The sequence below is a fragment of the Kosakonia oryzae genome, assembly GCF_001658025.2.
GTDB lineage: Bacteria > Pseudomonadota > Gammaproteobacteria > Enterobacterales > Enterobacteriaceae > Kosakonia > Kosakonia oryzae.
In genome coordinates, this window is record NZ_CP014007.2 from 4,139,948 (window position 1) to 4,166,303 (window position 26,356).

General features: G+C 53.4%; 22 protein-coding genes and 1 pseudogene. 4 read left to right on the forward strand and 19 right to left on the reverse strand.

Annotated elements, in window-relative coordinates:
• Positions 1-69: 69 nt before the first annotated feature.
• From AWR26_RS19705 to gspG, 5 genes are read right to left on the reverse strand one after another with little or no spacing between them, the layout of a single operon-like run.
• A complete protein-coding gene (locus AWR26_RS19705) occupies positions 70-741 on the reverse strand; it encodes a hypothetical protein (protein ID WP_064568206.1) in 672 nt (223 codons plus the stop codon).
• On the reverse strand, positions 719-2,359 hold the full coding sequence (locus tag AWR26_RS19710) for a GspE/PulE family protein (protein WP_064568207.1): 1,641 nt from the start codon (positions 2,357-2,359) through the stop codon (positions 719-721). The genes AWR26_RS19705 and AWR26_RS19710 overlap by 23 nt, the downstream gene beginning before the upstream one ends.
• On the reverse strand, positions 2,359-3,537 hold the full coding sequence (locus AWR26_RS19715; protein WP_064568208.1) for a type II secretion system F family protein: 1,179 nt from the start codon (positions 3,535-3,537) through the stop codon (positions 2,359-2,361). Before AWR26_RS19715 ends, AWR26_RS19710 begins: the two co-directional genes overlap by 1 nt.
• Positions 3,538-3,542: 5 nt before the next feature.
• Positions 3,543-3,992 (reverse strand): lytic transglycosylase domain-containing protein, encoded by a 450-nt coding sequence (locus tag AWR26_RS19720; RefSeq protein WP_064568209.1) that lies wholly within the window; start codon positions 3,990-3,992, stop codon positions 3,543-3,545.
• Between the two features lie 2 nt (positions 3,993-3,994).
• Positions 3,995-4,414: a type II secretion system major pseudopilin GspG gene (gene gspG / locus AWR26_RS19725; RefSeq protein WP_043954658.1), complete on the reverse strand. Its 420-nt coding sequence runs from the start codon at positions 4,412-4,414 to the stop codon at positions 3,995-3,997.
• Positions 4,415-4,688: 274 nt separating this feature from the next.
• Between gspG and AWR26_RS19730 the strand changes: the two genes are divergently transcribed.
• On the forward strand, positions 4,689-5,372 hold the full coding sequence (locus AWR26_RS19730) for a LuxR C-terminal-related transcriptional regulator (protein WP_064568210.1): 684 nt from the start codon (positions 4,689-4,691) through the stop codon (positions 5,370-5,372).
• A 385-nt stretch (positions 5,373-5,757) separates the two neighbouring features.
• Here AWR26_RS19730 and AWR26_RS19735 read toward each other — a convergent pair whose 3' ends face one another.
• The 10 genes from AWR26_RS19735 to queA all read right to left on the reverse strand — a co-directional run bounded on the left by AWR26_RS19735 (position 5,758) and on the right by queA (position 18,494).
• Positions 5,758-6,687, reverse strand: coding sequence for a lytic polysaccharide monooxygenase (locus AWR26_RS19735; RefSeq protein ID WP_064568211.1), 930 nt, complete (start codon positions 6,685-6,687; stop codon positions 5,758-5,760).
• Between the two features lie 263 nt (positions 6,688-6,950).
• Positions 6,951-8,645 carry a glycosyl hydrolase family 18 protein gene (locus AWR26_RS19740; protein ID WP_064568212.1) on the reverse strand — a complete coding sequence of 565 codons (1,695 nt, stop codon included), beginning with the start codon at positions 8,643-8,645 and terminating at the stop codon, positions 6,951-6,953.
• A gap of 129 nt (positions 8,646-8,774) precedes the next feature.
• On the reverse strand, positions 8,775-11,219 hold the full coding sequence (locus AWR26_RS19745) for an ATP-binding protein (protein ID WP_064568213.1): 2,445 nt from the start codon (positions 11,217-11,219) through the stop codon (positions 8,775-8,777).
• Between the two features lie 55 nt (positions 11,220-11,274).
• On the reverse strand, positions 11,275-12,000 hold the full coding sequence (locus AWR26_RS19750) for an Hpt domain-containing protein (RefSeq protein WP_082934121.1): 726 nt from the start codon (positions 11,998-12,000) through the stop codon (positions 11,275-11,277).
• A gap of 35 nt (positions 12,001-12,035) precedes the next feature.
• On the reverse strand, positions 12,036-12,668 hold the full coding sequence (locus AWR26_RS19755; RefSeq protein ID WP_064568214.1) for a response regulator transcription factor: 633 nt from the start codon (positions 12,666-12,668) through the stop codon (positions 12,036-12,038).
• Between the two features lie 215 nt (positions 12,669-12,883).
• Positions 12,884-13,855: a protein translocase subunit SecF gene (gene secF / locus AWR26_RS19760; protein ID WP_007373488.1), complete on the reverse strand. Its 972-nt coding sequence runs from the start codon at positions 13,853-13,855 to the stop codon at positions 12,884-12,886.
• 10 nt (positions 13,856-13,865) lie between these two features.
• A complete protein-coding gene (gene secD, locus AWR26_RS19765) occupies positions 13,866-15,713 on the reverse strand; it encodes a protein translocase subunit SecD (protein WP_071892756.1) in 1,848 nt (615 codons plus the stop codon).
• 28 nt (positions 15,714-15,741) lie between these two features.
• Positions 15,742-16,074, reverse strand: coding sequence for a preprotein translocase subunit YajC (gene yajC, locus AWR26_RS19770; RefSeq protein WP_007373486.1), 333 nt, complete (start codon positions 16,072-16,074; stop codon positions 15,742-15,744).
• 22 nt (positions 16,075-16,096) lie between these two features.
• The gene (gene tgt / locus AWR26_RS19775) at positions 16,097-17,224 is read right to left on the reverse strand and encodes a tRNA guanosine(34) transglycosylase Tgt (RefSeq protein WP_035887253.1); all 1,128 of its coding nucleotides are present in this window, start codon (positions 17,222-17,224) and stop codon (positions 16,097-16,099) included.
• A 205-nt stretch (positions 17,225-17,429) separates the two neighbouring features.
• Positions 17,430-18,494, reverse strand: a complete 1,065-nt coding sequence (gene queA / locus AWR26_RS19780) for a tRNA preQ1(34) S-adenosylmethionine ribosyltransferase-isomerase QueA (protein WP_064568216.1) — start codon at positions 18,492-18,494, stop codon at positions 17,430-17,432.
• A gap of 183 nt (positions 18,495-18,677) precedes the next feature.
• Between queA and acpH the strand changes: the two genes are divergently transcribed.
• Positions 18,678-19,259 (forward strand): ACP phosphodiesterase, encoded by a 582-nt coding sequence (gene acpH / locus AWR26_RS19785; RefSeq protein WP_064568217.1) that lies wholly within the window; start codon positions 18,678-18,680, stop codon positions 19,257-19,259.
• A gap of 115 nt (positions 19,260-19,374) precedes the next feature.
• Positions 19,375-19,977 carry a peroxiredoxin C gene (locus tag AWR26_RS19790; protein WP_064568218.1) on the forward strand — a complete coding sequence of 201 codons (603 nt, stop codon included), beginning with the start codon at positions 19,375-19,377 and terminating at the stop codon, positions 19,975-19,977.
• A 61-nt stretch (positions 19,978-20,038) separates the two neighbouring features.
• Here AWR26_RS19790 and AWR26_RS19795 read toward each other — a convergent pair whose 3' ends face one another.
• The 4 genes and pseudogenes from AWR26_RS19795 to malZ all read right to left on the reverse strand — a co-directional run bounded on the left by AWR26_RS19795 (position 20,039) and on the right by malZ (position 25,139).
• Positions 20,039-21,907 carry an amidohydrolase gene (locus tag AWR26_RS19795; protein WP_064568219.1) on the reverse strand — a complete coding sequence of 623 codons (1,869 nt, stop codon included), beginning with the start codon at positions 21,905-21,907 and terminating at the stop codon, positions 20,039-20,041.
• Positions 21,908-21,925: 18 nt separating this feature from the next.
• A complete protein-coding gene (locus tag AWR26_RS19800; RefSeq protein ID WP_064568220.1) occupies positions 21,926-22,471 on the reverse strand; it encodes an antibiotic biosynthesis monooxygenase in 546 nt (181 codons plus the stop codon).
• Positions 22,472-22,518: 47 nt separating this feature from the next.
• Positions 22,519-22,987: pseudogene (locus tag AWR26_RS19805) on the reverse strand (hydrolase).
• Positions 22,988-23,321: 334 nt separating this feature from the next.
• The gene (gene malZ, locus AWR26_RS19810; RefSeq protein ID WP_064568221.1) at positions 23,322-25,139 is read right to left on the reverse strand and encodes a maltodextrin glucosidase; all 1,818 of its coding nucleotides are present in this window, start codon (positions 25,137-25,139) and stop codon (positions 23,322-23,324) included.
• Positions 25,140-25,367: 228 nt separating this feature from the next.
• On the opposite strand from malZ, the gene AWR26_RS19815 reads away from it, so the two are divergent.
• Positions 25,368-26,309 (forward strand): 2-hydroxyacid dehydrogenase, encoded by a 942-nt coding sequence (locus tag AWR26_RS19815; protein WP_064568222.1) that lies wholly within the window; start codon positions 25,368-25,370, stop codon positions 26,307-26,309.
• Positions 26,310-26,356 lie beyond the last annotated feature (47 nt).

A 26,356-nucleotide genomic window follows, 5' to 3' on the forward strand; every position in this document is an offset into this window, starting at 1 on the left:
TAGTACTAGTCAGAAAAATGGTCTGCTTAGCCAAAAGATATGTTTTCAGTTCACTTTATTATCAGCGTACTAACAGGCATTCAGGAAATGACGCGGCGCATTATTATCAAGCCCCATCAATCGCGCCACCAGCGCCAGTTGCCGCTGTGCATCTCCGTCACTGTCATTATTCAGCCGCCAGACCTGATGCCACTCGCCCTGCTGGCGCGCTGCGTAAATGCTGGAATGCGCGCCGCGCAGACAAAACAGCGCCTCCTGCGGCAACTGCCGCAACCAGGGATGCAGTTGCACCTGAAATTCAATCGCAATGCCCTCCACGCGCAGTTTTCGCTGTTGGCCGATGCGCAGCAGTATTTGCCACAGGCGATCGTCAATGGTGGCGGCCAGTGCCGTTGAGGCGTAGTTAACCGAGATAAAATCGGTCTTAAGCGACCGCTCTTGTTCGCCAGGCCACTGCTTTATTGCCAGGGAAGCCGCGTAACCGCGAAAATCTTCCGGGTTGGTGATCCCCTCCTGCCACGGCACCGTAAAGTGGTGAACCCGGCTGCTTTCCAGCCAGAATGCCAGCGTGTCGCGCCACGGCATACGGCCGACATGCGGTGCAATCAGACCATCAATCGCCTCTTCCAGCATGGCATCATCGGTGATTTCGCACTCGCCGATGTGGTTACCCGCACAGCGTAGCGCCAGATGATGCTCATAGATTTCACACAAAAATTTACGCGGGCGCAGTGATAACACGGTTAATCTCCTGAAATGTGGTTTTCCCTTCAAGAACGGCGCGAATGGCCACGTTATGCAGAGGGACAAACCCTTGTGCTAACGCAATTTCTCGCAGTTGCCGCACCGGCATCCGCGACTGCAGCGCCTCTTTCATCACATCGTTAAAAGGCAGTATCTCCGCCAGTGCCAGCCGTCCGCGATAACCGCTCTGCCGACAGGACGGGCAACCGCGCCCTTTGCGCCACACCGGTTGCAGATGTTTGAGATCGCTCTGCTGCCACTGCGCCAGATCCTGTTCAGTCGGCGCAACCTCTTCCTGACAATCCGGGCACACGCTGCGCACCAGTCGCTGGGCAAGTACGCCCTGCAAGGCGGTCAATAAGCTTTCCGTTTCCACGTTCATATAGAGAAAACGTTCAAGTACGCTAAACACATCGTTGGCATGCACCGTGGACAACACCAGGTGCCCGGTCAACGCCGCCTGTACGGCAATACCTGCGGTTTCGCTGTCACGAATTTCCCCGACCAGAATGGTGTCCGGGTCGTGACGCAGAATGGCGCGCAGGCCGCGGGCAAAAGTCAGCCCTTTTTTGTCATTCACCGGGATCTGCAGGACATCATTGAGTTGATACTCAACCGGATCCTCAATGGTGATGATTTTGCTTTCACCGTTATTCAGCTCGCTCAACGCGGCATACAGCGTGGTGGATTTGCCGCTTCCCGTAGGGCCTGTCACCAGCACCATGCCATGCGGCCGGTTGGTCAGTTGGCGAATTTCCCGCAGGGTATGATCGTCAAAGCCGAGAATTTCCAGGCTAAGCGTACTGCTGTGCGACTTATCCAGCACACGCAGAACCGCATCTTCGCCATGAATGCCGGGCACAATCGATACGCGAAAATCAACGGGCCGCTGGTGAATAATCGCTTTAAAGCGCCCATCCTGCGGAACCCGTCGTTCAGAGATATCCATATTGCTGAGCACTTTCAGGCGTGAAATCACCTGTTCGGAATAGTGAATCCCCTGGCAATGGCGGATAGCGTGTATCACCCCATCGACGCGATATTTCACCGCCAGGCCATCGGGAACGGCCGAAAGGTGAATATCGCTGGCGCGGCTCTGCATCGCATCGTACAGCGTGGCGTTGAGCAGCTTGATAATAGGATTCGCTTCATTGGCGATGATGGCGGGCGTGATCTCAAGGATCATCTCATCTTCCGCCCCTTCATTGACCTGCTGTTCAAGCTGATCCATGGTGCGTTGCTGACCGGCCAGCGCCTGCAACTGCTCCTGAAGCCAGAGCGGAGGCGCAATCGCCAGCGTGACCGGCAAACGCTGCGCCCACTGGCGAAGATCCAGTGAAAAAGGATCGCTCAACAACAGCCACTCTTGCTGCTGCCAGCGCACCGGCAGTACCTTTCGTCCCACCGCGTCGTTGAGCGAGACATGTTCAAAATGGATCTCTGCGGCATGCAGATCTTCTGCTGTCAGCGCTTTCAGCCCCAGTTCCGCCGCCATCCATGTTAAAGCGCCCGGCTGTTCCAGCAGAACCTGCTGCAACGCCTCTCCGCGCTGGGGTTCGCTGAGCGCCAGCAGGCGATCGATTACGGTAGAAATCTCATTCGGCATTACATTCATCAGGACATGCTCCCTGCCATTTCGAAAATCGGCATATAGAGTAAAAACACCACTAACCCGACAATCCCGCCGACAATCATCATCAATACGGGTTCAAAGATGCGGGTAAATGAATCGATGGCGCGTTCCAGCGCTTCATCATAAAAAGCCGCAATGCGCTCACACATTCCCGCCAGTTCGCCGCTGCGCTCGCCCACCTGGATCAGGCGCATGGCAACCGGCGTCGTCAGTTGCTGGCTTTCAAGAGATTCCGATAACGTATTGCCCGCCAGCACGTGTTCCAGCACGCGATTCAGGCGCTGATGGTGGCTGGCTGGCAGAACGGCTTTTGCCAGGCGCAGCGCATTCGGCACGGGGACGCCCCCCTCAATCAGCAGCCCTAGCGTGCGGTAAAAGCGCACCAGAATGCCCAGAAACTGTTGCTGCCGGAGCTGGGGAATTTTCAGCACCAGGCTGAACAAGGTTTGTTTCACTGCGGGCTGTCGGAAAAGAAAGAAGAAAAACGCCAGACCGGCGACAAGCGCCAGCAACAGTTCCTGTCCCGACTGCTTGACCAGATTTCCCCACCACAAAATAAGCCGGGCGCTGTCCGTCAGGGTGTTCATTCCTTCAAACACTTGTGAAAAGCTGGGGACGATAAAACCCAAAAGAAAACAGATAATTAATCCGCCTACTGACAGCACAATCACCGGATAGGTGAGCGTTCCGCGAATACGTTTACGCAGTTGCTCAATACGTTGTTCGTAATAGTGATAACGCTTCAGCGCGTTGGCCAGATGCCCGGTTTGCTCCGATGAAGCCACCGTATTTACCAGTAGTGGCGGAAAGATTTCCGGTTGTGCGCTCATCGCCTGCGAAAGCTGGCAACCGGCATAGAGTTTTTCCAGCAATCTTTCGAGCATTTCAAGAACCTGCTCATCGGTAGAACAGGCGCGCAGCGTTTCGATGGCTTCGGTGACCACCAGGCCCGCTTCAAGCAGCGCCACCAGTTCCTGAAGAAATAAACCGAGGGCGAAGCGTTTAATCTGCCGTTGCTTTTGCGGGACAACCCGCACGACGGCATGACCCGCTTGCTGTAATTGATGACGGGCAGCAATTGCGCTTTCTGCCTGAGTACGCATTTTTTTGCGTTTGCCATTATCTAAATAAGTGACTTCCCAGCTATGCGTTTTGCTCATAAAGCTCAATCCTTATGCTTATTTTTCAACCGCAGATAAACGGGAACAACTTTCTTTATGTAGCGCTTGCGCCGCATTTTAGTTTTACTGTCACGGCCATTGCCGGCGTTATATGCGCCGACCGCTTCCCAGCTATAGCCAAATAAACGCATCTGCCCCGCTAAAACCCAGGCTCCCACCATAATGTTCTGGCAAGGATCATTCATTAATGCGTGTTGCGTGATGTTATATTTTTTTAATTGGCTGAAATGCTGACTATTAATCTGCATAAGACCAATATCCGTGGAACCATTTTTATTTCCATTGATTGCCGCTGGTAATAATCCTGACTCCACGATGCCAATCGCTTGCAACAATTCCGGTTCGATACCATAACGTTCGCCAGCGTTACGCCAGCAATTTGCCATCGCTGGCTGCACGGAGAGCAGAGCTAACACGATGAGCAGCCTGATCATAATTAAAATCCGTAAGTGATATCCTTCCCGTTTTTATCTGCGGTGGAAATTTCAACTTCATAAACTTTTTGTTCTGCTCGCGCAGGGTTATGCCATTGGTACTCGTGGCCCCACGGATCTTGCGGAATTTGCTGTGCCAGGTAAGGACCATTCCAGTTGGTCGCATCCGACGGCTTTTCAACCAGAACACTTAACCCTTGCTGCTCTGTCGGATAGCTTCCGGTATCCAGTCGGTACTGGATCAACGCATCTGCGAAGGAGTGCATCTGACGCATTGCGGTTTTCTCTTTTGCCTGATCGACATTCGAAAAAAGTTTCGGCCCGACAAACCCGGCCAACAATGCAATAATCATTAATACCACCAGCAGTTCAAGGAGCGTAAATCCCTGCTGAGCTTTAAACTTAAGATCTATTTTTTTCATAATAGCCTACACACTCTAATTTGCTGTTCACCCCTGTTATTGTCCCGGTCTTTCAATTTAAGGAAAGATGATTGCTCCCGCGCGTACAACGAATATTCTTTAAGCCGCCAGAAACGTCGCTATATATACGATAAGAACCCAATTTATTGCCTGTAACGCTAAACCAAACCGCTTAGAGATAATGTCGATTTTTCTTACTGGTCAGATAGAAAAACCCCGATAACATCCGTATCTTTCTGGTAAACATTCATGGAGATAGCAATGAGGTTTAAGGATGTCAATTAATATATTAATTGCAGATGAACATACTATTATTCGTCGCGGGATGACCTCGATGATAAACTCATTAAAAACCAGCAATATAAATACTGACAAACTAGACATCGATGTCGTTGGCGATACCAGTGAGCAAGCAGAATTACTTAACATTCTCGCAACGCAAAAAGTTGATCTTCTTTTCCTTGGCTACGGACTAACTACGGTTAAAACCGGTAACCCAGTATCAGAATTAGATGGTATTGCGTTAGTTAAGTGGATCTCCAGCCGTTATCTCAAAACTAAAATTATTGTCTTATCCCCCTATAACAATACCAACCTCGTACGCATCGTTCTTGAAGCGGGCGCAAAAGGCTATATCAGCAGAAATACCAGCGAACGCACGTTGTGGCGCGCAATCACCAACGTAATGATGGATGAAGTTTATATTGAACGCGGTTTAATGGATTCGCTGTTCCGCCGCGAAGCCATCACCCCGCAGGAACTGTCAACGCGCGAAAGTGAAGTCTTACGCTTATTATGCCGGGGGCTCTCCCTGACCACGATATCGACACGTATGAACATCAGTATCAAAACGGTGAGCGCACATAAATTACGCGCGATGGGAAAACTGAATGTAAAAACAGACTGCCAGCTTTATTGCCTGCTATTCCAGACCCGTATGTTCGATATTGCGATGTAAGTCCAAACACAGATTTATGTCCGCCAGTGGCGAATTTCGCGGGTTCTGTTGTTATCCCTCGTTTTCCCCCTCGCAGCACGCTTTTTTTCGCCGATAAAACGCCGCTTTATTTCACAAAGCGGTTTTTTATTGCCTTCTCCCTTCACGTTACTGAAGCGCGCACCTGCAAAACCGTGCCTGAATTACCTTCACCATTTACTTCTTTTACATGCTATGGCGCTCAGAATCAGCCTGGCTGCAGCAATGTCGGGGCACGAGTATCTAACGAAAGAGGAGTAAGAAAGGAAGCAGCGGAGGGGATGATGAAGCAGAACGAATCCGGGTTCTGAGGAGCGAGCGCTTCTCAGAATTCCGGCGCCACAAGGGACGCCGGAGAAGAGCAGACTTATTTACAGGCAGTGTGCGCGGAAGCAGAGCCCGGCTCACGCCATACACCCCACGGGTTAGCGCTGGAAGGTGCGTCACCGCGAGTCCACCAGCCGTTGACCCAGACTTTGCCCTGATAAGAAACTTTCTGGCAAGGTGCAGAGTAAACCGTGGTGGCGTTCCATGCGGCAACAGTATCGTCGCCCGGAGCCGGGGTATCACCCTCGTCGCCCGGAGCCGGAGTATCACCCTCGTCGCCCGGTGCCGGAGTACCACCCTCGTCGCCCGGTGCCGGGGTATCACCCTCGTCGCCCGGTGCCGGGTTTTCTTCTTCATCACCCGGAGCCGGAGCCGGGTTGTTGCCGCCGAAATCAACGTCAATCACGTTGTAGAAGGTCGCGCCGGTATCAGAGACGTCCCAGGCAGCCATAATTACCTGATAACCTTCACGTTCCGGTACGTCACATTCGTGCTTCGGATTGGTATTCGCAATCGCGCCATTACCTGTAACCTCGCAGAAAGGCTGGGCTTCAAAAGAGTTGCGCGTCAGCGGCTGATTCGGGTTCCAGTTTGCTTTCGTGATGTAGTATTTCCAGGAGCCAGTTTTATGCGCAGCGGTAAATTTCCAGGTAAAGGAGTTCTTGCCCGCTTTCATTGGATGCTTAGTCCAGCGAGAAGCGCTCTGCTGATCCAGATTAACCATTGATCCCACGCCAGCACTCGCCAGGTGTCCATCAGCCGGACCTGCGTTTAAAGCCGGGAAGCCATCCGGCCCTTCAACGCTCTGCGGTTCATACTGCGGGCCTGCGCCACAATCTTTGTTCTGGTTTCCCTGAGCAGCAGTACATAACGCTGCGCGGGAAGCTGGTTCGGTAACATAACCATGTGCTAAAGCGCCGCCAGCCATGCAAAGGGTTGTGACTGCGAGAAAAACTTTTGATAATTTCATTAATAACTCCATCCATGTGTAGTATTTACTGCCCGGTTAAAGTAATGAATTATCGTTCTAATAATAATATCAACATTCCATTACTTTATAAGATTCCCTCCGCTGCCACGGGAATATTCTGCTATGACCAGGTGATAACAAAATAAAAAAGCCATATCCCGAAGGATATGGCCTGGATATATATTTTCCGAACAGACAAATATTTTATTAATATCTGATGTTTTCTTTTTCGGCGTCACAACGGGCGCCGAAGGGTGAAAATATTATTTACACTGGGTGTGCATGGTTGCAGAACCCACTGGACGCCATGCGCCCCACGGGTTAGCGTCGGACGGCGCTTCGCCCTGAACATACCAGCCGTTGACCCAGACTTTGCCCTGATAAGTTACTTTCTGGCAAGGCTGAGCATAGATGGTAGAAGCGTTCCATGCCGTGACGTCACCGTTGCCCGGGTTATCGCCCGGCTCTTCACCCGGGTTATCGCCTGGGTTTTCGCCCGGTTCTTCACCCGGCTCGTCGCCTGGTTCTTCACCCGGTTCTTCCGGCTCTTCTGCGACATCGTCAGCCAGGTGCTTGATGGAAAACTCCAGCGGCAGAGAATCATCTTTGCCATCGTTAACCGTCAGTTTGAAGCCCAGCGTGGTGTCCACATCAGTGCTGTTCAGCGTGAAAGTCGCTTTCTGCTGATTCGCATTGTTCAGTGTTACCTGCGGCCCTGCAACCTGAGTCCAGGTGTAAGTCAGCGTGTCGCCATCCGCATCATAAGAAGAGGAAGCATCCAGCGTTACCGTTGCTGAACCCTGCACTTCTTTCTGGTAGCTGGCGCGAGCAACCGGAACGGTGTTGCCGGTTTCCGGCACGCCGCCGCTGGCAGCATTCTTCATATCGTTGATGTAGTCGATCTGGTCACCAAAGCTCAGGCCGGTATCGTTAGCGCCCATCGCCCATACGAATACACCGCCGTAGCCATTTGCAGCCTGCCATGCAGCACGCGCGATGTTGTTTTCGCGAGTTTCAGCATAGCGACCTTCCGGGCCCCACTGGGTGGTCAGGGTGTTACCGAGGATGATTTTCTTCGCATCGCCAACGGCTTTCGCGTAGTTAGCCATTGCAACGTCATACTTGAAGCGCGGACCCGCGTCGTATGCCATTACGTTGTAGAAATCAAACAGATCGCGGCTGTTTTTCAGCAGATCCAGCACTTCACCGTGGTGAGTGGAACGCGCGTCTTCAATAAAGGAGCAACCCTCGGTCACAGAAGAACTAGAGCACTCAAGCGGGTCAGCACCCACGTGATAAGTCGTCAGGCTGATCAGTTTGCCGCTGTTCGGACCCAGCAGTTCACGTACGCGTTTAACCAGTTTGATCAGGTTGTTGTTCTCTTCCGGAGTCAGACGAGCGGTTTTCTCGAAGTCAAAGTCGATACCGTCGATCTGTACGGTGCCCGCTTTCTGGTAGTTCGCCAGGTTACAGGTACCATTTCCGTTAGTGCTGAGGCATGGACCCTGAACCTGATCCGCCTGCAGGCCTTTTTGATAAACCGGGAAATCCTTACGCAGCAGTTTTACCAGACCCTGAGCAATATTTTCACGGCTATTGTCATTCGCCAGATGCGCCCAAATACTTTCGTATGTTGCGCCACCGAATGCCACCATCATTTTTTTGTAGGGTGCAGCCAGTTTAACTTGAGTCCAGGATGTATAAGTCTGCGGTAACCAATAATCGTTATACGCTATATCACCAGCGATATTATCAGAAGTATAAATTGCACCGTCCTGATCCCAACCACCGAATGAAAGCAAATAAGTATCAACATCTGCATTCATCATTTGAGTAGCCGCGTCCGCAGGTAATCCCCAGGAAGTCAGATAACTCATCATATGGTTATTTGATTCAGCCAGTGCAGACTGAGAGAGTAACGCCGTAGTAATTAATGCAGCCAATGATAACTTTTTCAAAAGTAACCTCCTGTTACAAGAGTTAATTAAAAATGCGTCATCAATAATAGGGGCTGCGAATTTTATTCCAATGCGTTACATCTCGTAATGGTTGAGAATAACCGAGGTCCATTTTGAATATTCTCGATATTATTTAATCCATTTCGCTATTTCTTCCTGAGAACAAGGTTTAAATAAACAACCATCCATTCCCGCGGCCAGGCATTGATCGAGAACCTCTTCCTGCGCAATGGCCGTAAAGCCGAGCAATGTTGCCCGCTCGCGGTCATTTTCCCGCTCCTCTGCGCGTAACCGCTGCGCCAGCGTGAAGCCATCCATCACCGGCATATTGCAATCAATTAAGGCGTAATCGAAATTGTCATACATCCGCCACAGCGTTAGCGCCTCCTCACCATTCTGCGCTTCGCTCACCCGGTGGCCCAAAAATTCAAGCTGATGTCGTAACAGCATGAGATTGGGGGGGTAATCATCCACGATTAATACCCGCTTAACGGTGGTCAGCGATTTGCTCCTGGGCGTTTTATCCAGCGGCTTCTCCACGCTGGCAATCGCTGCGGGCAAACAAAGCTGTAGCACGACCGTGGTCCCTTCACCTGGCGCGCTGGTTAACGAGAGCGTGCCTTTCATCAAGTCACAGAGTGTACGGCAAATAAACAACCCCAGCCCGGTTCCCAGCCGGGAGTTTTCTCCTTCCATGCCTAACTGGGTAAAGGGTTTGAAAAGGCGCTGTTGATCTTCCGGAGTGATGCCAATGCCGGTGTCTTTCACAGTGAGCTCAACCTCGATCCTGCCATCAGAAGTGGGTTGATGCTGCAAAATGACCTCAATGCCCCCTTCGTGGGTAAATTTAATCGCATTGCTCAACAAGTTAGAGAGGATCTGTTTATAGCGGCAGGGATCGATCTTCAACAGACAGGTATTGCCGCCAATTACCCGCAAATCAATGCTGATTTGCTTCTGATCGGTCGCTTCCTGAAAGAGCAACACCACCGAACGGGTTAAGGCGATCAGATCTTCTTTTTGTGGCTCAATGGCCATACGGCCCGATTCGATGCGCGCAATATCGAGAATATCGCCCACGACCGTCAGCAAATTTTTTGCCGCATCATGCGCGACTTCCAGCATCGGCTGAGAGTGGTGCTCTTTCACGTTCTGCTTAATTTGCAGTTCGAGGATGCCGAGAATCGCATTCAGCGGCGTGCGGATTTCATGGCTCATCACCGAAAGGAAATTGCTCTTTGCCCGGCTCGATGCCAGCGCCTCATCCCGGGCATCATTAAGCTGTTGCACCAGCTCTTCGCGTTCGGTGACATCCATCCAGCCGCCGCAGACCCCGCCGATCGCCCCGTCGCTATCATGGAAAGGAATGATCCAGTGGAAAACGGTACGCGGTTTGGTGCTGTGATCCAGCGCCAGCACCCGATCGCCCATCTGTGGCCGTCCCGTCTCAATTACGTCCACATAATCCTGCCGGAATCCACGTTTCAGATATTCAGGCAACGGCAAAACGTCGATGGTTTCGCCAAGCACATCGCCGCGTGCGACTTTCATTTCAGCCAGGTAGCGACCATTGCAATCAATCATTTTGCCTTCAAGGTTCCGCACCACCATCGGCCAGGGAACGGCATGCATGATGTTATACATATACGTAAGCTGCTCTTTGAGCCGCAACTGCATGCGCGTGCGCTGTTTAACCTGGCGTCGCAATGAAAGGCCCCACAGCAGCGAGAGAATCAATACCATCGTTGCGGGTACGCCGATTTGCCAAAGATGTTGCCGCCAGCGCTGCCAGAATGCACCGCCTTCGTAGCGCCAGCCGCTGCCAAGCCGCTGATAATCATTATCCGGAATGGTATCCAGCACTTTATCAAGGATCGAGAGCAGTTCCGGCGCGGCTGCGGAAACACCGAAAGCGACGTGCAGGGGATTGACCTCTTGCAGGCTGGAAATATCAATCTTATCGCGGCCAATCCGTCTGATTTGATAATCGATGTTCGCTTCAATGCCAATCGCCGCATCCACCTGGCCTGCGGACAGCATATCCACAGCATCCGTCAGACTGCGGGTGCCGATCACTTTGATCTGCGGATATTGCGCAGCAAGATAGCGTGCGATCAACGTGCCTTCACGCACGGCAACGAAACGATCAGAAAGCGCATCAAGCGTGCTTACCGCTGGCGTTTTGCTCCGCGTCAACAGGGTATATTTACTGGTCAACCAAACGCGCGAATAACGTAATTCTGGCAGGCGGCCGGCGGGAATACCGGCCACCATATCGGCCTCTCCGGCGGCGATCTTTTCGCTCAGCGCCTCGAAACTGCTGACTTCGGAGATCACAAAATTGAGGCCGGTACGGATACGCACGATAGTCAGCAAATCGGCACTGATACCACTGAAATTCAGTTTTTTATCGATAAAACTCATCGGCGCGCTGGCGTCAAAAGCCAGCACGCGGATGACCGGATGCTGACGAATCCACTGTTTTTCGTTGGGCGAGAAAAAAGGGCTCCCGGCGTCCTTCACCTCATCGGCACCCTGCGCCGCCACAGCAAACGTACAGAGAAGACACAGCATAGCCCCTGCACGCCTGAGGAAAGGAAAAATCGGGTATTTTGCCATCCCGTCTGATCTATTCATTCGATGTAACGCCCAACGCTCTTTGCAAAAATTGATAACTTTCATGCACCTCGATACCAAAGCGATGGCGCATCTTCGTGGACTGCGTTTCACTGACTCGCTGCTCGTGGAGTAGTGCAGGCAATCGTTCCATGGTGATGCAACGGCGCCGGGCATAGCGCATGCCCAACAGGTGAAAAGAGGATTTCATGCGGTGCGCCAGATCCGCTATCTGTATCAGCGATCCATCACGTTGCAGGTTTTCCAGTTGACGGAGATCGCTGCTTAACGTTCTCAGCAGCGTTGGGATCATCGCCTCAATAACCGGCTGCTGGTGACCGGCCAGCGCGCTGAGTTCATGCAGATCCGGCTCTGGCCTGAGTGAAATAGCCCTCACCTGCTCATCAGAAAACATCAGCGGCAGCAATCGATCAAAGCCCTTGAGCCGTAGCCGGTTCTCCTCCTGCGCCTGCGACCAATCACCACAGCCCAGCAGCAGTGGCGTTGTCGCCACATCGCCCGCCAGCTCTGCAGCTAGAATGCTTTCCAGGGCGTCACAACCCGCCTTTTCCTGATCGTCGAGCTCGAATGCTATGGCGTGGTACTGGCGTTGCTTAAGCAGGCCGAGCGCGTCGTTGAAGCCTGCAATATGCTTTTGTGGGTGCGCGCGCGGTGATCTGTACTGCTGCTCGCAACGGTGAGTAATAATAAGAAGTGGCAATCCCTGCATAACCTGCATAATAAGAAGTGGCAATCCCTGCATAACACGTTGACTTAACTGATTAATCCGAGCTGTTGCACGGACTGATAAAGCTCATACTCCGACGTGGCGCCTAATTTCCGCATCGCGCTCTTCTTTTGCGCGCTAACGGTCTGCTTGGTACGGCTCAGCCTGACGCTGATTTCATTCACCGTCATTCCGCGCAGCAACAGACGCAGAACTTCATTCTCTTTCGGTGTTAAGTGAACCGTTGTTTTCATCGTTGTTCGCTCTTTGATGCTACCGATCCGGCCAGCCGCCATGGTGGACGTCAGGCTTTTCATCGTATGCAACAATTCGGTAGAGAGGCTGGCTTTATTCAGCACGCGATGTACGCCAAGACGCATTAGCGAACGCTGGAGACCAGGATTGCTCACCATGGTAACGACGATGATTAATAGCTCTGGCCAGCGCCTTTTCACAAGCTGTATCAGAGCCAGCCCGTCATTGTACCGGGTACCCGGCATGCTGAAGTCGGTGATTAAAATATCCGCAGGTTGCTGCTCAAGCTTCACTACCAGTTCGTCAGTGGTCATGGCTTCATCAACAATCTGATACTGACTGGAAAGTGGGTTAAGCAGTGCCCGTAATCCCATCAGATAAATAGGATGATCGTCAGCAATAAGCACCTTTTTTGGCTTCAGCACATCTGGATTCTCGCGGGCAAAATGAAAGTGCCGCTGACTCTAACAAAAAAATAAAAACAGGCAGAATGAATATTGCGGGTAAAACAGAAATGCTCGCTTATAGCCTTGTTAATTCCATGGCTAATTTAAAACAGGGATAAAAACGGCGTTCTTATAATCAGCGGATATAAAAAAACCGCAGCACCGGCTGCGGTTTTTTAGCGTTGAGAGCAAGCTTACGGCAGAATTGACGGCTGATCCGCCCCTTCTTTCTCCACTTTCTGCTGCAACAGATGTTCGCGCTTCATCCCCAGCTTCAGCGCCAGCGCCGATGCAACGTAGATGGAAGACGCCGTACCGATGGAAACCCCGATCAACATGGTCAGCGAGAAGCCTTTCAGCATCGCACCGCCAAAGAGATACAGCATCAGGATCACAACCAGCGTGGTGCCGGAGGTGATCAAGGTACGATGCAGGGTCTGCGTCAGTGAGATGTTGAAGATCTCATACGGCGTACCGCGACGGATCTTGCGGAAGTTCTCACGAATACGGTCAGATACCACGATACTGTCGTTGAGCGAGTAGCCGATCACCGACATCAGCGATGCCACGATGGTCAGGTCAATCTCGATATGGAACAGCGACAGCACGCCCATGGTAATGATCACGTCGTGCGCCAGAGCGATAACCACACCCGCCGCCAGACGCCATTCGAAACGGAACCCGACGTAAATCAGGATACAGATCAGCGCAACCAGCAGCGCCATGCCGCCGGTCTGTGCCAAATCTGCCCCGACGCTCGGGCCAACGAATTCGATGCGTTTCACCGCAGCGTTCTGGCTGGTCGCTTCGTTAATCACGCTGACAACTTTGCTGCCCAGTACCTGCCCGCCGGTTTCACCCTGCGCAGGCGGCATACGCACCATAATGTCACGGCTGCTGCCGAAGTTCTGCAACAGCGGTTCCGCAAAGCCTGCTTTCTCCAGCGCGTCACGCATTAAATCCATGTCCGCGGGTTTTTCCAGCGAAATTTCAATAACCGTACCGCCGGTAAAGTCCAGGCCCCAGTTAAAGCCGCGAACACCCATCACAACGATGGAGAGGATCAGCAGCCCGCCGGAAATGATGAAAGCCCAGTTGTCCCAGCGCATAAAGTCCCAGACTTTACGGCCGTGGTTCAATTGTTCAACAGTATAATCCTGTGCCACAACGCACTCCTCAGATAGACAGCTTGTTAATGCGTTTGCCGCCGTACAACAGGTTGACGATGGCACGGGTACCGACGATAGCGGTAAACATGGAGGTCGCCACACCGATACCGGTGGTAATTGCGAACCCTTTAATCGAGCCAGTACCTACTGCGTACAGAATAAGCACTTTAATCAACGTGGTGACGTTCGCATCGAAAATCGATGAAAATGCGCCCTGATAACCTTCGTGAATCGCCTGCTGGACGGAACGCCCGTTGCTCAGCTCTTCCTTAATACGTTCGTTTATCAGTACGTTCGCATCCACCGCAACCGCAAGGGTTAACACGATACCCGCAATCCCCGGCATGGTCAGCGTTGCGCCAGGCAACAGCGACATGATACCGACGATAAGCACCAGGTTCGCCACCAGCGCAGAGGTCGCGATCAGACCAAACTTCTTATAGAAGAAGATCATGAAGATGATCGACACTACCAGACCCGCCAGGCAGGCTTCCAGACCCTGAGTAATGTTCTGCGCACCCAGCGTTGGACCAATAGTACGTTCTTCAACAATCTGAATCGGCGCAATCAGCGCACCAGCACGCAGCAGCAGCGAGAGCTGACGCGCTTCGGCCGGGTTGCTGATACCGGTAATGCGGAAGCTGTTACCGAGGCGAGACTGGATATTGGCGATGTTAATCACCTCTTCCTGTTTCACCAGCACCGCACGGCCATTGGCGTCTTTCTTACCGCTGTCTTTGTACTCCACAAATAGGGTCGCCATCGGCTTGCCGATATTGTCCTTGGTGAAGTTCGACATGATGTTGCCACCCGCGCTATCCAGTGAAATGTTCACCTGCGGCTGGTTGTACTCATCCTGGCTGGATGTGGAGTCGGTAATGTGGTCACCGGTCAGAATCACACGTTTGTACAGCACAACCGGCTGACCTTCACGCGTCAGTTTCACCTCAGAATCACCCGGTACACGACCGGCAGCCGCGGCAGAAGCGTCCACGCTGCTGTTTACCAGACGGAATTCCAGCGTAGCGGTCGCACCCAGGATCTCTTTAGCTCGCGCAGTATCCTGAATACCCGGAAGTTCAACCACGATGCGGTCAGCGCCCTGGCGCTGCACCAGCGGTTCGGCAACGCCGAGCTGGTTCACACGGTTACGCAGAATATTGATGTTCTGCTGAACAGCATATTCACGCGCTTCACTCAGACGCGCATCGCTCATCACCGCACGCAGAACGTTGTCGCCCTGGTTGGTGATCACCAGATCGCGGTGGCGGCTGGTCAGGTAAGTATTCGCCTGATCGCGCGCCGCGCTGTCGCGGAACTGGATGCTCAGGCCATAATTATCTTCCTTACGCACGGTGGTGTAAGGAATCCCTTTGTCGCGCAGATCGCTGCGCAGGCTGTCCATATTCTGTTCCTGCAGCTTGGTCAGCGCTGTTTGCATGTCCACTTCCATCAGGAAGTGCACGCCGCCGCGTAAATCGAGACCGAGTTTCATAGGCTCGGCTTTAATGGCGGTCAGCCAGCGAGGCGTTGCAGGAGCAAGGTTAAGAGCTACGACGTATTGATCGCCTAATGCGCTGACCAGCACCTCGCGGGCGCGCAGCTGTGTGTCAGTCGAATCAAAGCGAGCGAGAATAGCGCCATCTTCCAGTGCCACGGACTTCGCGTTGATTTTTTCTTCTTGTAGATTTTTCTGGACCTGGATCAGCGTTTGCTCACTGGCGGCGACGCCGCGCGCACCAGTGATCTGAACAGCCGGATCCTCACCATACAGGTTGGGAAGTGCGTAAAGCAGGCCGACGATAATCACGACGACCAGCATGATGTACTTCCACAAAGGATAACGGTTTAACACGGCAGTTCCCTTTGGGAAAACGAAATGATTACAGCGCCTTCATGGTGCCTTTCGGCAGAACGGCAGCTACGAAGTCACGTTTGATTACTACTTCAGTGGTGTCGTTCAGCGCAATCGCAATATAGCCGGTTTCAGCTACTTTGGTTACGCGACCAACCAGACCACCGTTGGTCAGTACTTCATCACCTTTAGCGATGGAGTCCATCAGCTTTTTATGCTCTTTAGTGCGTTTTTGCTGCGGGCGCAGGATCATGAAGTAGAAAATCAGACCAAACACCACCAGCATCAGGATCAGAGATATCGGGCTGCCCTGTGCCGGCGCGCCAGCTGCCGCTACCGCATCAGAAATAAAAAAGCTCATTCAAATTCCCTCATTTATTTAATTAATCAACGTTCAAAGGTGGAACCGGTCGACCCTGACGTTGGTAAAAATCCGCTACGAAGCGCTCTAATTTACCCTCTTCGATAGCCTTGCGTAAACCAGCCATTAAACGCTGATAATACCGCAGGTTATGAATCGTATTGAGACGCGCGCCCAATATTTCGTTGCAACGATCGAGATGATGCAAATACGCGAGTGAATAATTGCGACAGGTGTAGCAATCACACTCAGCATCGAGCGGGCCGGTATCGCTTTTATATTTCGCGTTACGGATTTTCACCACGCCATTGGTCACAAACAAGTGACCGTTACGGGCATTACGCGTCGGCATAACACAGTCGAACATATCAATACCGCGACGCACACCTTCAACTAAATCTTCCGGTTTACCCACGCCCATCAGGTATCGAGGTTTGTCTGCAGGGATCTGCGGGCAGACATGCTCCAGGATGCGGTGCATATCTTCTTTTGGCTCCCCTACAGCAAGACCGCCGACAGCGTAGCCATCAAAGCCAATCTCTACCAGACCTTTGACCGATATATCTCGTAAATCTTCGTAAACACTGCCCTGAATGATGCCAAAGAGCGCATTTTTGTTGCCTAATCCATCGAATCGGTCGCGACTGCGCTTCGCCCAGCGTAGAGACATTTCCATAGAGCGTTTCGCATAGTCCCAGTCGGCCGGATACGGCGTACACTCATCGAAGATCATTACGATGTCGGAACCGAGGTCGTATTGGATCTCCATCGACTTTTCCGGGTCGAGGAAAATGGGATCGCCATTGATCGGATTGCGGAAGTGCACGCCCGATTCGGTGATCTTGCGAATGTCGCCAAGGCTGAAGACCTGGAAGCCGCCGGAATCGGTCAGAATGGGGCCTTTCCACTGCATAAAATCGTGCAGATCGCCATGCAGTTTCATAATTTCCTGGCCCGGGCGCAGCCACAGGTGGAAGGTGTTGCCCAGAATAATTTGTGCGCCAGTGGCTTCCACTTCTTCCGGCGTCATCCCTTTTACGGTGCCGTAAGTGCCCACAGGCATAAACGCCGGCGTTTCAACTACGCCGCGTTCAAACACCAGACGACCGCGGCGGGCGCGTCCGTCGGTGGTATCCAGTTCAAATTTCATTTTTTCTCCAGCATCAGAGAGACAGTCTGATGGTAACTATCTGCTGTGAAATCACTCCACAGCATCGAATTCATCAACAAGCAAAAAAGGTGCAATTGACGCCGCCAGTTTGGACGCAGACAGCGCACAGCAACCGGAGCGTACACATAGTACGTGAGGATTGCGAGCACTGCCCAAGTGCAAAATGGCAAGTAAAATAGCCTTTTTATGGACGTTCAGTAATGGCCTGCGGATTGTACGTGATAAACATCGCATCGCCATAACTAAAGAAACGATATTCCTGCGCAACCGCGACGCGGTACGCATTCATGGTGTGCTGATACCCGGCAAACGCGGAAACCAGCATGATTAGCGTCGATTCCGGCAGATGGAAGTTGGTCACCAGCGCATCGATCACCTGATATTGATAACCCGGATAAATGAAGATCTGCGTATCGCCGAAGAACGGCGCAATCAGCGCATCGCTGGCGGCCTGCGCGGCGCTCTCCAGTGAGCGTACGGACGTGGTTCCCACAGCGACAACACGGTTGCCGCGCGCTTTCGCCGCCAGCACCGCGTCCACAACCTCCTGCGGCACTTCGGCATATTCGGAATGCATGATGTGATCTTCAATGCTGTCGACGCGTACCGGCTGGAAAGTCCCGGCACCGACATGCAGGGTCACGAAAGCCATTTCAATGCCTTTATTGCGCAGACGTTCCAGCAGTGGTTCATCAAAATGCAGACCCGCCGTCGGTGCGGCAACCGCGCCCGGCTTCTGGCTGTAGACCGTCTGATAGAGTTCACGATCGGCATCTTCGTCCGGGCGGTCGATATACGGCGGCAGCGGCATATGGCCAATGGCGTTAAGAATATCCAGCACCGGGCGCTCATCATGAAACTCAACTTCAAACAGCGCATCGTGGCGTGCCACCATGGTTGCCTGAACATCTTCCGCATCGCCCAGCAACAGCTCCGCGCCGGGTTTTGGCGCTTTAGACGCGCGAACATGTGCCAGAATACGTTTATCATCGAGCATGCGCTCAACCAGCACTTCAATCTTACCGCCGCTCGCTTTACGGCCGAACAAGCGTGCAGGGATCACGCGGGTATTATTGAACACCAGCAGATCGCCGGGGTTGAGCTTATCCAGTAAATCGGTGAAAGTACCGTGCGTCAGCGCGCCTGTTGGGCCATCCAGCGAAAGTAAGCGGCAACTGCTGCGCTCGGGCTGTGGGTAGTGGGCAATCAGGGATTCGGGTAATTCAAAGGAAAAATCGGCAACGCGCATGACACTAACTCAAGACAAAATAAGAGGCGGGTAGTCTAGTGCCCGCGCCCTTTCGCTGCAACCGTTAGCCGCTTTTGGTTCAAAAAATAACCTAAAAGAGAAAGTGGTATAACAGCGCCAGCGCTGGCTCCACCGGGAGCCGCGAAAGCCGGAACACCTGCAATCGACAATGATGGACAGAACATGAATTTTTTAGCGCACCTGCATCTTGCACACCTGGCGGACAGTTCGCTGCCCGGCAACCTGCTGGCGGACTTCGTTCGCGGCAACCCGGAAAATCTCTACGCGCCAGCCGTAGTGGACGGCATTTATATGCACCGCCGTATTGACGTGATGACCGACAACCTGCCGGAAGTCAAAATCGCCCGGGAAGGATTCCGCGCGCAAACGCGCCGGGTCGCGCCGATCACGCTGGATGTGATGTGGGATCACTTTCTCTCCCGCCACTGGGCGCAACTCTCCCCCGACTTTTCGCTGGAGGATTTCGTGCGTTATGCCCATTCGCAGGTCGCCACCATTCTGCCGGAGTCCCCGCCGCGTTTTGTAAATTTGAATAACTACCTGTGGTCGGAACGCTGGCTGGAGCGCTACCGGGAGATGTCCTTTATTCAGAATGTACTCAACGGCATGGCCAACCGCCGCCCCCGGCTTGATGCGCTGCGCGACTCCTGGCAGGATCTCGACGCCAACTACGCCGAACTGGAAAACCTGTTCTGGCAGTTCTACCCGCGCATGATGGAGCAGGCAATTGCGCGCACGCTTTAATTGATAGGCAAAACCTGTCTCAACGATTGTCAATGGCGCTTTGAGCCACTTTCGCCCTCTCCCTATACTGGCCCGCGTTGCGTTCTAATTAACCTTGTAAATCACAGGAGTACATATGGTACTGGTCACTCGTCAGGCACCGGATTTTACAGCGGCAGCCGTACTGGGCAGCGGTGAAATCGTTGAAAACTTTAATTTCAAACAGCACACCAGCGGCAAAGCCACTGTGCTGTTTTTCTGGCCGATGGATTTCACCTTCGTCTGCCCGTCTGAACTGATCGCTTTCGACAAACGCTACGAAGAGTTCCAGAAGCGCGGCGTTGAAGTGGTTGGCGTCTCCTTCGACTCCGAGTTTGTTCACAACGCATGGCGTAATACGCCGGTTGAGAAAGGCGGTATCGGCGCGGTGAAATACGCAATGGTTGCGGATATCAAACGTGAAATCCAGCAGGCTTACGGTATCGAACACCCGGATGCAGGCGTTGCGCTGCGCGGTTCTTTCCTGATCGATAAAGACGGTATCGTGCGTCATCAGGTAGTTAACGACCTGCCGCTGGGACGTAACATCGACGAAATGCTGCGTATGGTTGACGCGCTGCAGTTCCACGAAGAGCACGGCGAAGTTTGCCCGGCGCAGTGGGAAAAAGGTAAAGAAGGGATGAGCGCCTCTCCAGACGGCGTGGCAAAATACCTGAGCGAAAACGTCTCCAGCCTGTAATCGGCAGCGTTTGATAAAAAGGCCCGCACTGCGGGCCTTTTTGTTATCTCTGCGCGAACCGTCAAAACGCGAAGCACGAACAGCCCATGACACCCCAGAATGCCTGCGCATCAGAGATGGGAATAGCTGACCGGCGAGCGAAATCATGTTGATGCCCATGCACACCGCAACTGCCGATGCACTGGTGCATCTGCTGTGCCATCTCGACTTTTGCTGCAACCGGCGGTGCTGAGCGGTAATGTCCGGCAACCTTCACAACCGGCGACCACTCAGGAACAACTGGAATGGGCGGTGGCGAATATGGGCTGAACGGCCCGGCCGCGTAAACCACTTTGCCATCCACAATCGTCATCACCGATTCAATCCCTTTGATCTCCTCTTCCGCTACGCTGAAGTAATCTTTTGACAGCACCACCAGATCGGCGAGCTGATCTTTCACGATGCGCCCCTTCTTACCCTGTTCGCTGGAGAACCAGGCGCTACCCGCCGTCCACAGCTCCAGCGCCACATCGCGAGACAGGCGGTTATTGTCGTCATACATCGCCAACCCACCCACGGTTCGCCCGGAAACCAGCCAATAGAGCGCGGTCCAGGGGTTATAACTCGCTACGCGCGTCGCGTCAGTACCGAGACCAACCGGTACCTCCTGCGCCAGCATTTTTGCCACCGGCGGCGTCTGTTTAACCGCTTCTTTACCATAGCGATCAACAAAGTATTCCCCCTGGAACGCCATCCGGTGCTGCACGGCAATCCCGCCGCCCAGCGCTTTTACCCGTTCGATATTGCGCTCAGAGATGGTCTCCGCGTGATCGAAAAACCAGTGCAGTCCATTGAAGGGAATATCACGATTCACTTTTTCAAAAACATCCAGCATACGGCTGATGGATTCGTCATAGGTGGCGTGCAGGCGGAACGGCCAGCGGTGCTCGACCAGATGACGCACCACGCGCTCCAGCTCCTCCTCCATGCCCTGCGGTAAATCGGGACGCGGTTGCAGGAAATCTTCAAAATCAGCGGCAGAGAAAACCAGCATCTCTCCGGCACCATTCGCGCGGTAAAAATCGGTTCCCTGCCCCGGTTTCAACATATCTGTCCAGCGCGAGAAATCGTCCAGCTCCTGTTTTGGACGCTGGGTAAAAAGGTTATAGGCGATGCGGATGGTCATCTGCTTTTGGGCGTGCAACTGCTCAATAACCTGGTAATCTTCCGGGTAGTTCTGGAATCCACCACCTGCATCAATGGCGCTGGTCAGCCCCAGCCGGTTAAGTTCGCGCATAAACTGACGCGTGGAGTTGATCTGCATCTCCAGCGGCAATGTTGGCCCTTTTGCCAGCGTTGAATAGAGGATCATCGCATTCGGTTTCGCCACCAGCATTCCGGTCGGGTTACCCTGTTCGTCGCGTACGATCTCGCCCCCCGGCGGATTGGGCGTCTCTTTGGTGTAGCCCACTACCTTCAGCGCCGCCCGGTTAAGCAGCGCCCGATCGTAAAGATGCAGCACAAATACCGGGGTATCCGGCGCGGCATCATTCAGCTCATCAAGCGTGGGCATGCGCCGTTCTGCGAACTGGAATTCACTCCAGCCGCCGACCACGCGAACCCACTGCGGCGAGGGCGTTCGCGCCGCCTGATCTTTGAGCATTCGCAGGGCATCCGCCAGCGACGGCACGCCTTCCCAGCGCAGCTCCAGATTGTAATTCAGCCCGCCGCGGATCAGGTGCAGGTGGGAATCGTTAAGACCGGGGATCGCTGTTTGACCACGCAGATCGATCACCTGCGTTGCATCCGTCGCATAGCTGAGGATGCGATCGTGGCTGCCGGTGGCGAGGATCTTACCGTCAGCTATCGCCACCGCTTCGACCAGCGGGTTTTCGCGATCGAGCGTATGAATTTTACCCTTCGTTAATATCAGGGTTGCAGTGTGGGGCATAACGCACTCCTTGAGCAGTCAGTTTTTTTTCAGCCAGCCCGCAAACAGGCGGGTCACAATGGGCATCCACAACCAGACAACCAGCGCAACCACGCAGGCATCGTTAATAAAATGCAGCAGTAAGGTTCCCTTCAGCCCCGGAAGCAGGAGCCCCGTCAACGAGGGAACCAGATTGGTGCTGGGAAAAATCACCAGCAGAGTGAGGAGAAACTGTTTCCACTGCTTTGGCCGCCGAACATGTGCCGCCGGGGGTGTGAACCAGAAAGCGGCTTCGGTGTGAACTTCGGTTTTATCTCCCTCGGTCAGCAGCGGCGCAATCTCTTTCACCAGTGCATTACGCGTCTCAGATTGAGTCCAGGCATAAAGATGTTCGAGCGTGTCAAAGCGAATAATGATATTCCACAGATTTTGCCCTTCCGCAGGGCGAATAACATTCGCCCCCAGATGACCGGGAAACTCTGCCGCGACGGGCATGATTTTGCCCAGCCACTGCTCATACATCTCCGCTTGCTCAGGCAATAGTGAATGGGTAATAACCAGGGTTACCGGCTTATTTTGCGCCATACAATGACGAGCCTCTTTGAAGGGGCGGAACATTTCCGCCTTGTGGATTACGCAGTACATTGCGGTGCGCTATGCACCCTCGTACAAGCGTAGCCCACGCCCATTCCGTAAGCGCCTGCATGCTCGCGAGCAAGAGAGGTGCCTCCGGCGGTATCCGTGACAACATACACTTCATAACCCGCTTCCAGCGCCATCAGCGCCGGGAAAATCAATTTTTACGCCCGGTCGCTTTTCCGCTTCGATAGGAGCAGCATCCTCCGCTAAATTCATTGAGGAGCGTTTAATTACCGGAATGCCCGGCCAATAACTCCGGCCAGATAGAACCACTGAAACGTTTTTTTCCACCGGGGTGTAGATAACGGGAAGGTTAAATAGTTTTCCCGTTTTCGCCAACGCAACTGTATTATTTTTAAGGAGTTGCCGAAAAAGAGTGGTAACAGCGAAAACCAGTTGCGGTTGATGATCAATAAAAATGCGCGAGGAATTTAAAGGATATATTAATTCTCGAACCGACATGATTACCACCCCATTCAATAAGTTATATGCCAACCCTTTATAAATACCGGAGGCAGGCATGCAAACCTTCTTGATTATAGGTGGTGAAAATTACTCTTTTTTTTTGATTTTTCCTATTTCAGGACGGAAAGAAAATAAAACAGGCGATACAGCGCGTTAGCATTCTCATTGTTCCAAAAAAATATCCACTAAAAAAAATAAATAAAACATTTAGAGGACAGCCGAAATAAAATGAAATCACCCGTTACGCGAATAAATATGATATTTATACCACCGTGATTCGATTTATTCCGTTGCGCCAGGCACCGTCCCCTGTAACCTGGCGCAATAAGTCTTACTGTCCGAGCCACACACAGGCTGAAATGGCGGGCAATGAGAGAATGCCATCCTGCGCCAGCCCGTTTCCCTCTTTCGCTTGCCAGCGTCGGTTCTCCAGCAGCGGCGAATCCTCCAGCACCACTTCACAGGCTTCGCCGCGGTTGATTGCCACCAGAACGCGCTGTTGCTGCCAGACACGGACAAACACCAGCACATTCTCCTGGGCGTAAATCACCTGGCAGCCGCCGCGACGCAGCGCCTGGCTACGCGTGCGCAGTTTCGCCATACGCTGATAGAGCGCCAGCAGTTGCGCATCCTGGCGTTTTTTATCCCATGGGAAGGTCTTACGGCAAAAGGGATCGTTCGCTCCATCGAGCCCCACTTCATCGCCATAATAGATGCACGGCGTTCCCGGCCAGCTAAACAGCCAGACCACCGCCAGCGGCAGCCGGGCAACATCTTTGCCGAGTACGGTTTTAAAGCGCGGCGTATCGTGGCTATCGAGCTGGTTAAACATACGCAACTGCTGCTGGTGCGACAGCCCGGCCCGGTAGTTATCCATCCATGCCGCGCAAGTTTGCGCATCGATTTTCTGCGGATCGTAGGCAATATCTGTATTCGCCAGAAACGCCCACACAGGCAGCGTAAAACCGCGATAGTTCATGGCCGCGTCTTCAGCATCCGCCTGTAGCCACTGGCGCGCATCGCCAAAATGTTCGCCGAAAATATAGGCCTGCGGTAGCGTCTCTTTCGCCGCGCGGGTGATCCCCGAAATATGGTGCAGGTTGTTACGCGCCCCGCCGTCTTCGCCCAGCATATGCACCACGTCCAGCCGCCAGCCGTCCATGTTCCACGGCGCTTTCAGCCAGTGACGCACAATGCTCTCCTCTCCCTGATAAATCTCTTCAACCAGCGTCGGCGATTGATAGTCGAGTTTCGGCAGACTGGCATAACCCAGCCAGTCTCGGGCGCGGCCCTGCTCGTCAAAACTGTACCAGCTACGCCAGCGGGAATCGGGGTTATGACAGGCACCGCCAGTGCCACGGTTGTGGCGATCGAACCACGCATGGGAATCACCGCTGTGGTTAAAAACACCATCAAGGATCAGACGCATATTCAGTTGCTGCGTATTGTGCCGCAGGCGCAACAGGGCTTCGTCACCGCCAAACTGCGGATCGACATGGCGGTAATCTTCGGTGTCATATTTATGCACGCTGGGGGCGACAAAAACCGGGTTGAGATAGAGCGCGGTAACGCCCAGCTTTTTCAGGTAGGGCAACTTTTCACTGATCCCGTCGAGATCGCCGCCATAAAAGGTTGATCCCCCGGCTTGCGCGGTTAACGGATCGTCCCAGTCGCGCAGTACGATCGGGTGACCAGCGGCATGGTGATGATAAACCTTATCCTGCTGTTCACCGCGCGGCTGGCTGCGCGCAAAACGGTCCGGGAAAATCTGATAGAACACCTGGTCGGCCACCCACTGCGGCCCGTCATCCGGCGCATCAATGGCAAACTGTTCGAGCCGGGCGGGTGGAAAACGACTAAACCCCTGCGGCGTAAACCACAGTTGCCGGTTCTCCCACAGGAGCTTAAAGCTGTAGCGGCGGCGCGGTTGCCCGCTGCTGATGTCCAGCGCAACTTGCCAGATACTGACGCCGTTCGCCGCGGTTTTCCGCCGCCGGTGCATGGCCAGCGGGGTCTCTTCATTGTCGATTTCGGTGCGCAGCATCACCCGCTCCGGCAAACCGATCCCACTCAGCCAGAGCGTGATAATTAACTGATCTTTATTCTGTTTCACAAACGGCGCGACGGGCAGGTGCCATGCATTCAACATCAAAAATCCCCTTTGCTCAAAATGATGCCACTCTTCCACACCCGCGCGTCTGCCGCCTCCTTCTTTCGCTTTTTTTACAGGGCTGAGAGATGGGGCGCAGATGTGATCTGGCTGGACTACCGCCGGGCAAATGCGTGATTTTTTGCAGGCCCGCTTAGTGCTGATGCACGAAGTCTCCGGCCTGGCTGCTTTTTATACTGTTAAAAATGATAACCGCCAGGAATAAGTATGAAAAATAAACCCGAAATCCTTGTCATTACTGAAATTCCCCAACCGATGATTACCACCCTCGAACAGCATTTTGTGGTGCATAAATACTGGCAGCAGGATGCACAAACGCTGCTGCGCGACCATGCGCATGCCATTCGCGGTGCGTTAACCCGCGCCGCCAAAGGCATCAGTACCGCGCTGATTGAGCAGCTTCCGGCGCTGGAGGCGATCAGCGGTTTTGGTGTGGGCGTTGATGCAACCGATCTCGAAACCTGCCGTCGCCGGGGGATCACCGTCAGCAACACGCCAAACGTGCTCAATGAGTGCGTCGCCGATACCGGGCTGGCGCTGATGCTGGCGGTGACGCGTAAAATTTGCGAAGCCGATCGCTTCGCCCGCGCGGGGCAATGGGAGCATGCCGCATTTCCTGGGGCCTGGAAAATGAGCGGCAAACGCTGCGGGATTGTCGGCATGGGCAATATCGGTCACGACGTTGCCCGGCGCGCGGCGGCGTTCAATATGCCGATCCACTATTTCAGCCCCCGGGAAGCCCGGAATAGTCTCTGGCAACGCCATCAGAGCATCGTTGAACTGGCGCGGGCAGTGGATTTTCTGGTGCTGACGCTACCCGGCGGGGCGAAAACGCATCATGTCATTAATCGTGAAGTACTGGAAGCGCTGGGGCCTGCAGGGATTCTGGTGAATATTGCACGTGGCAGCGTGGTGGATACCGACGCGCTGATTGCAGTGCTACAGGAAGGAAAGTTACGCGGCGCGGGGCTGGATGTGTTTGAGAACGAACCCCATATTCCCCTGCCGCTGCGCGAGCTGCAAAATGTCGTACTGCTGCCGCATATTGCCAGTAACACGGCGGAAACCCGCCAGGCGATGGCGGATCTGACCATCAACAACCTGGTGAGTTACTTTCAGGACGGGAAAATGCTGACGCCGGTGGTGTGATTTTTTGCCAGTGGCACGACGCTTATCAGGCCGACAAAACCTGCAGG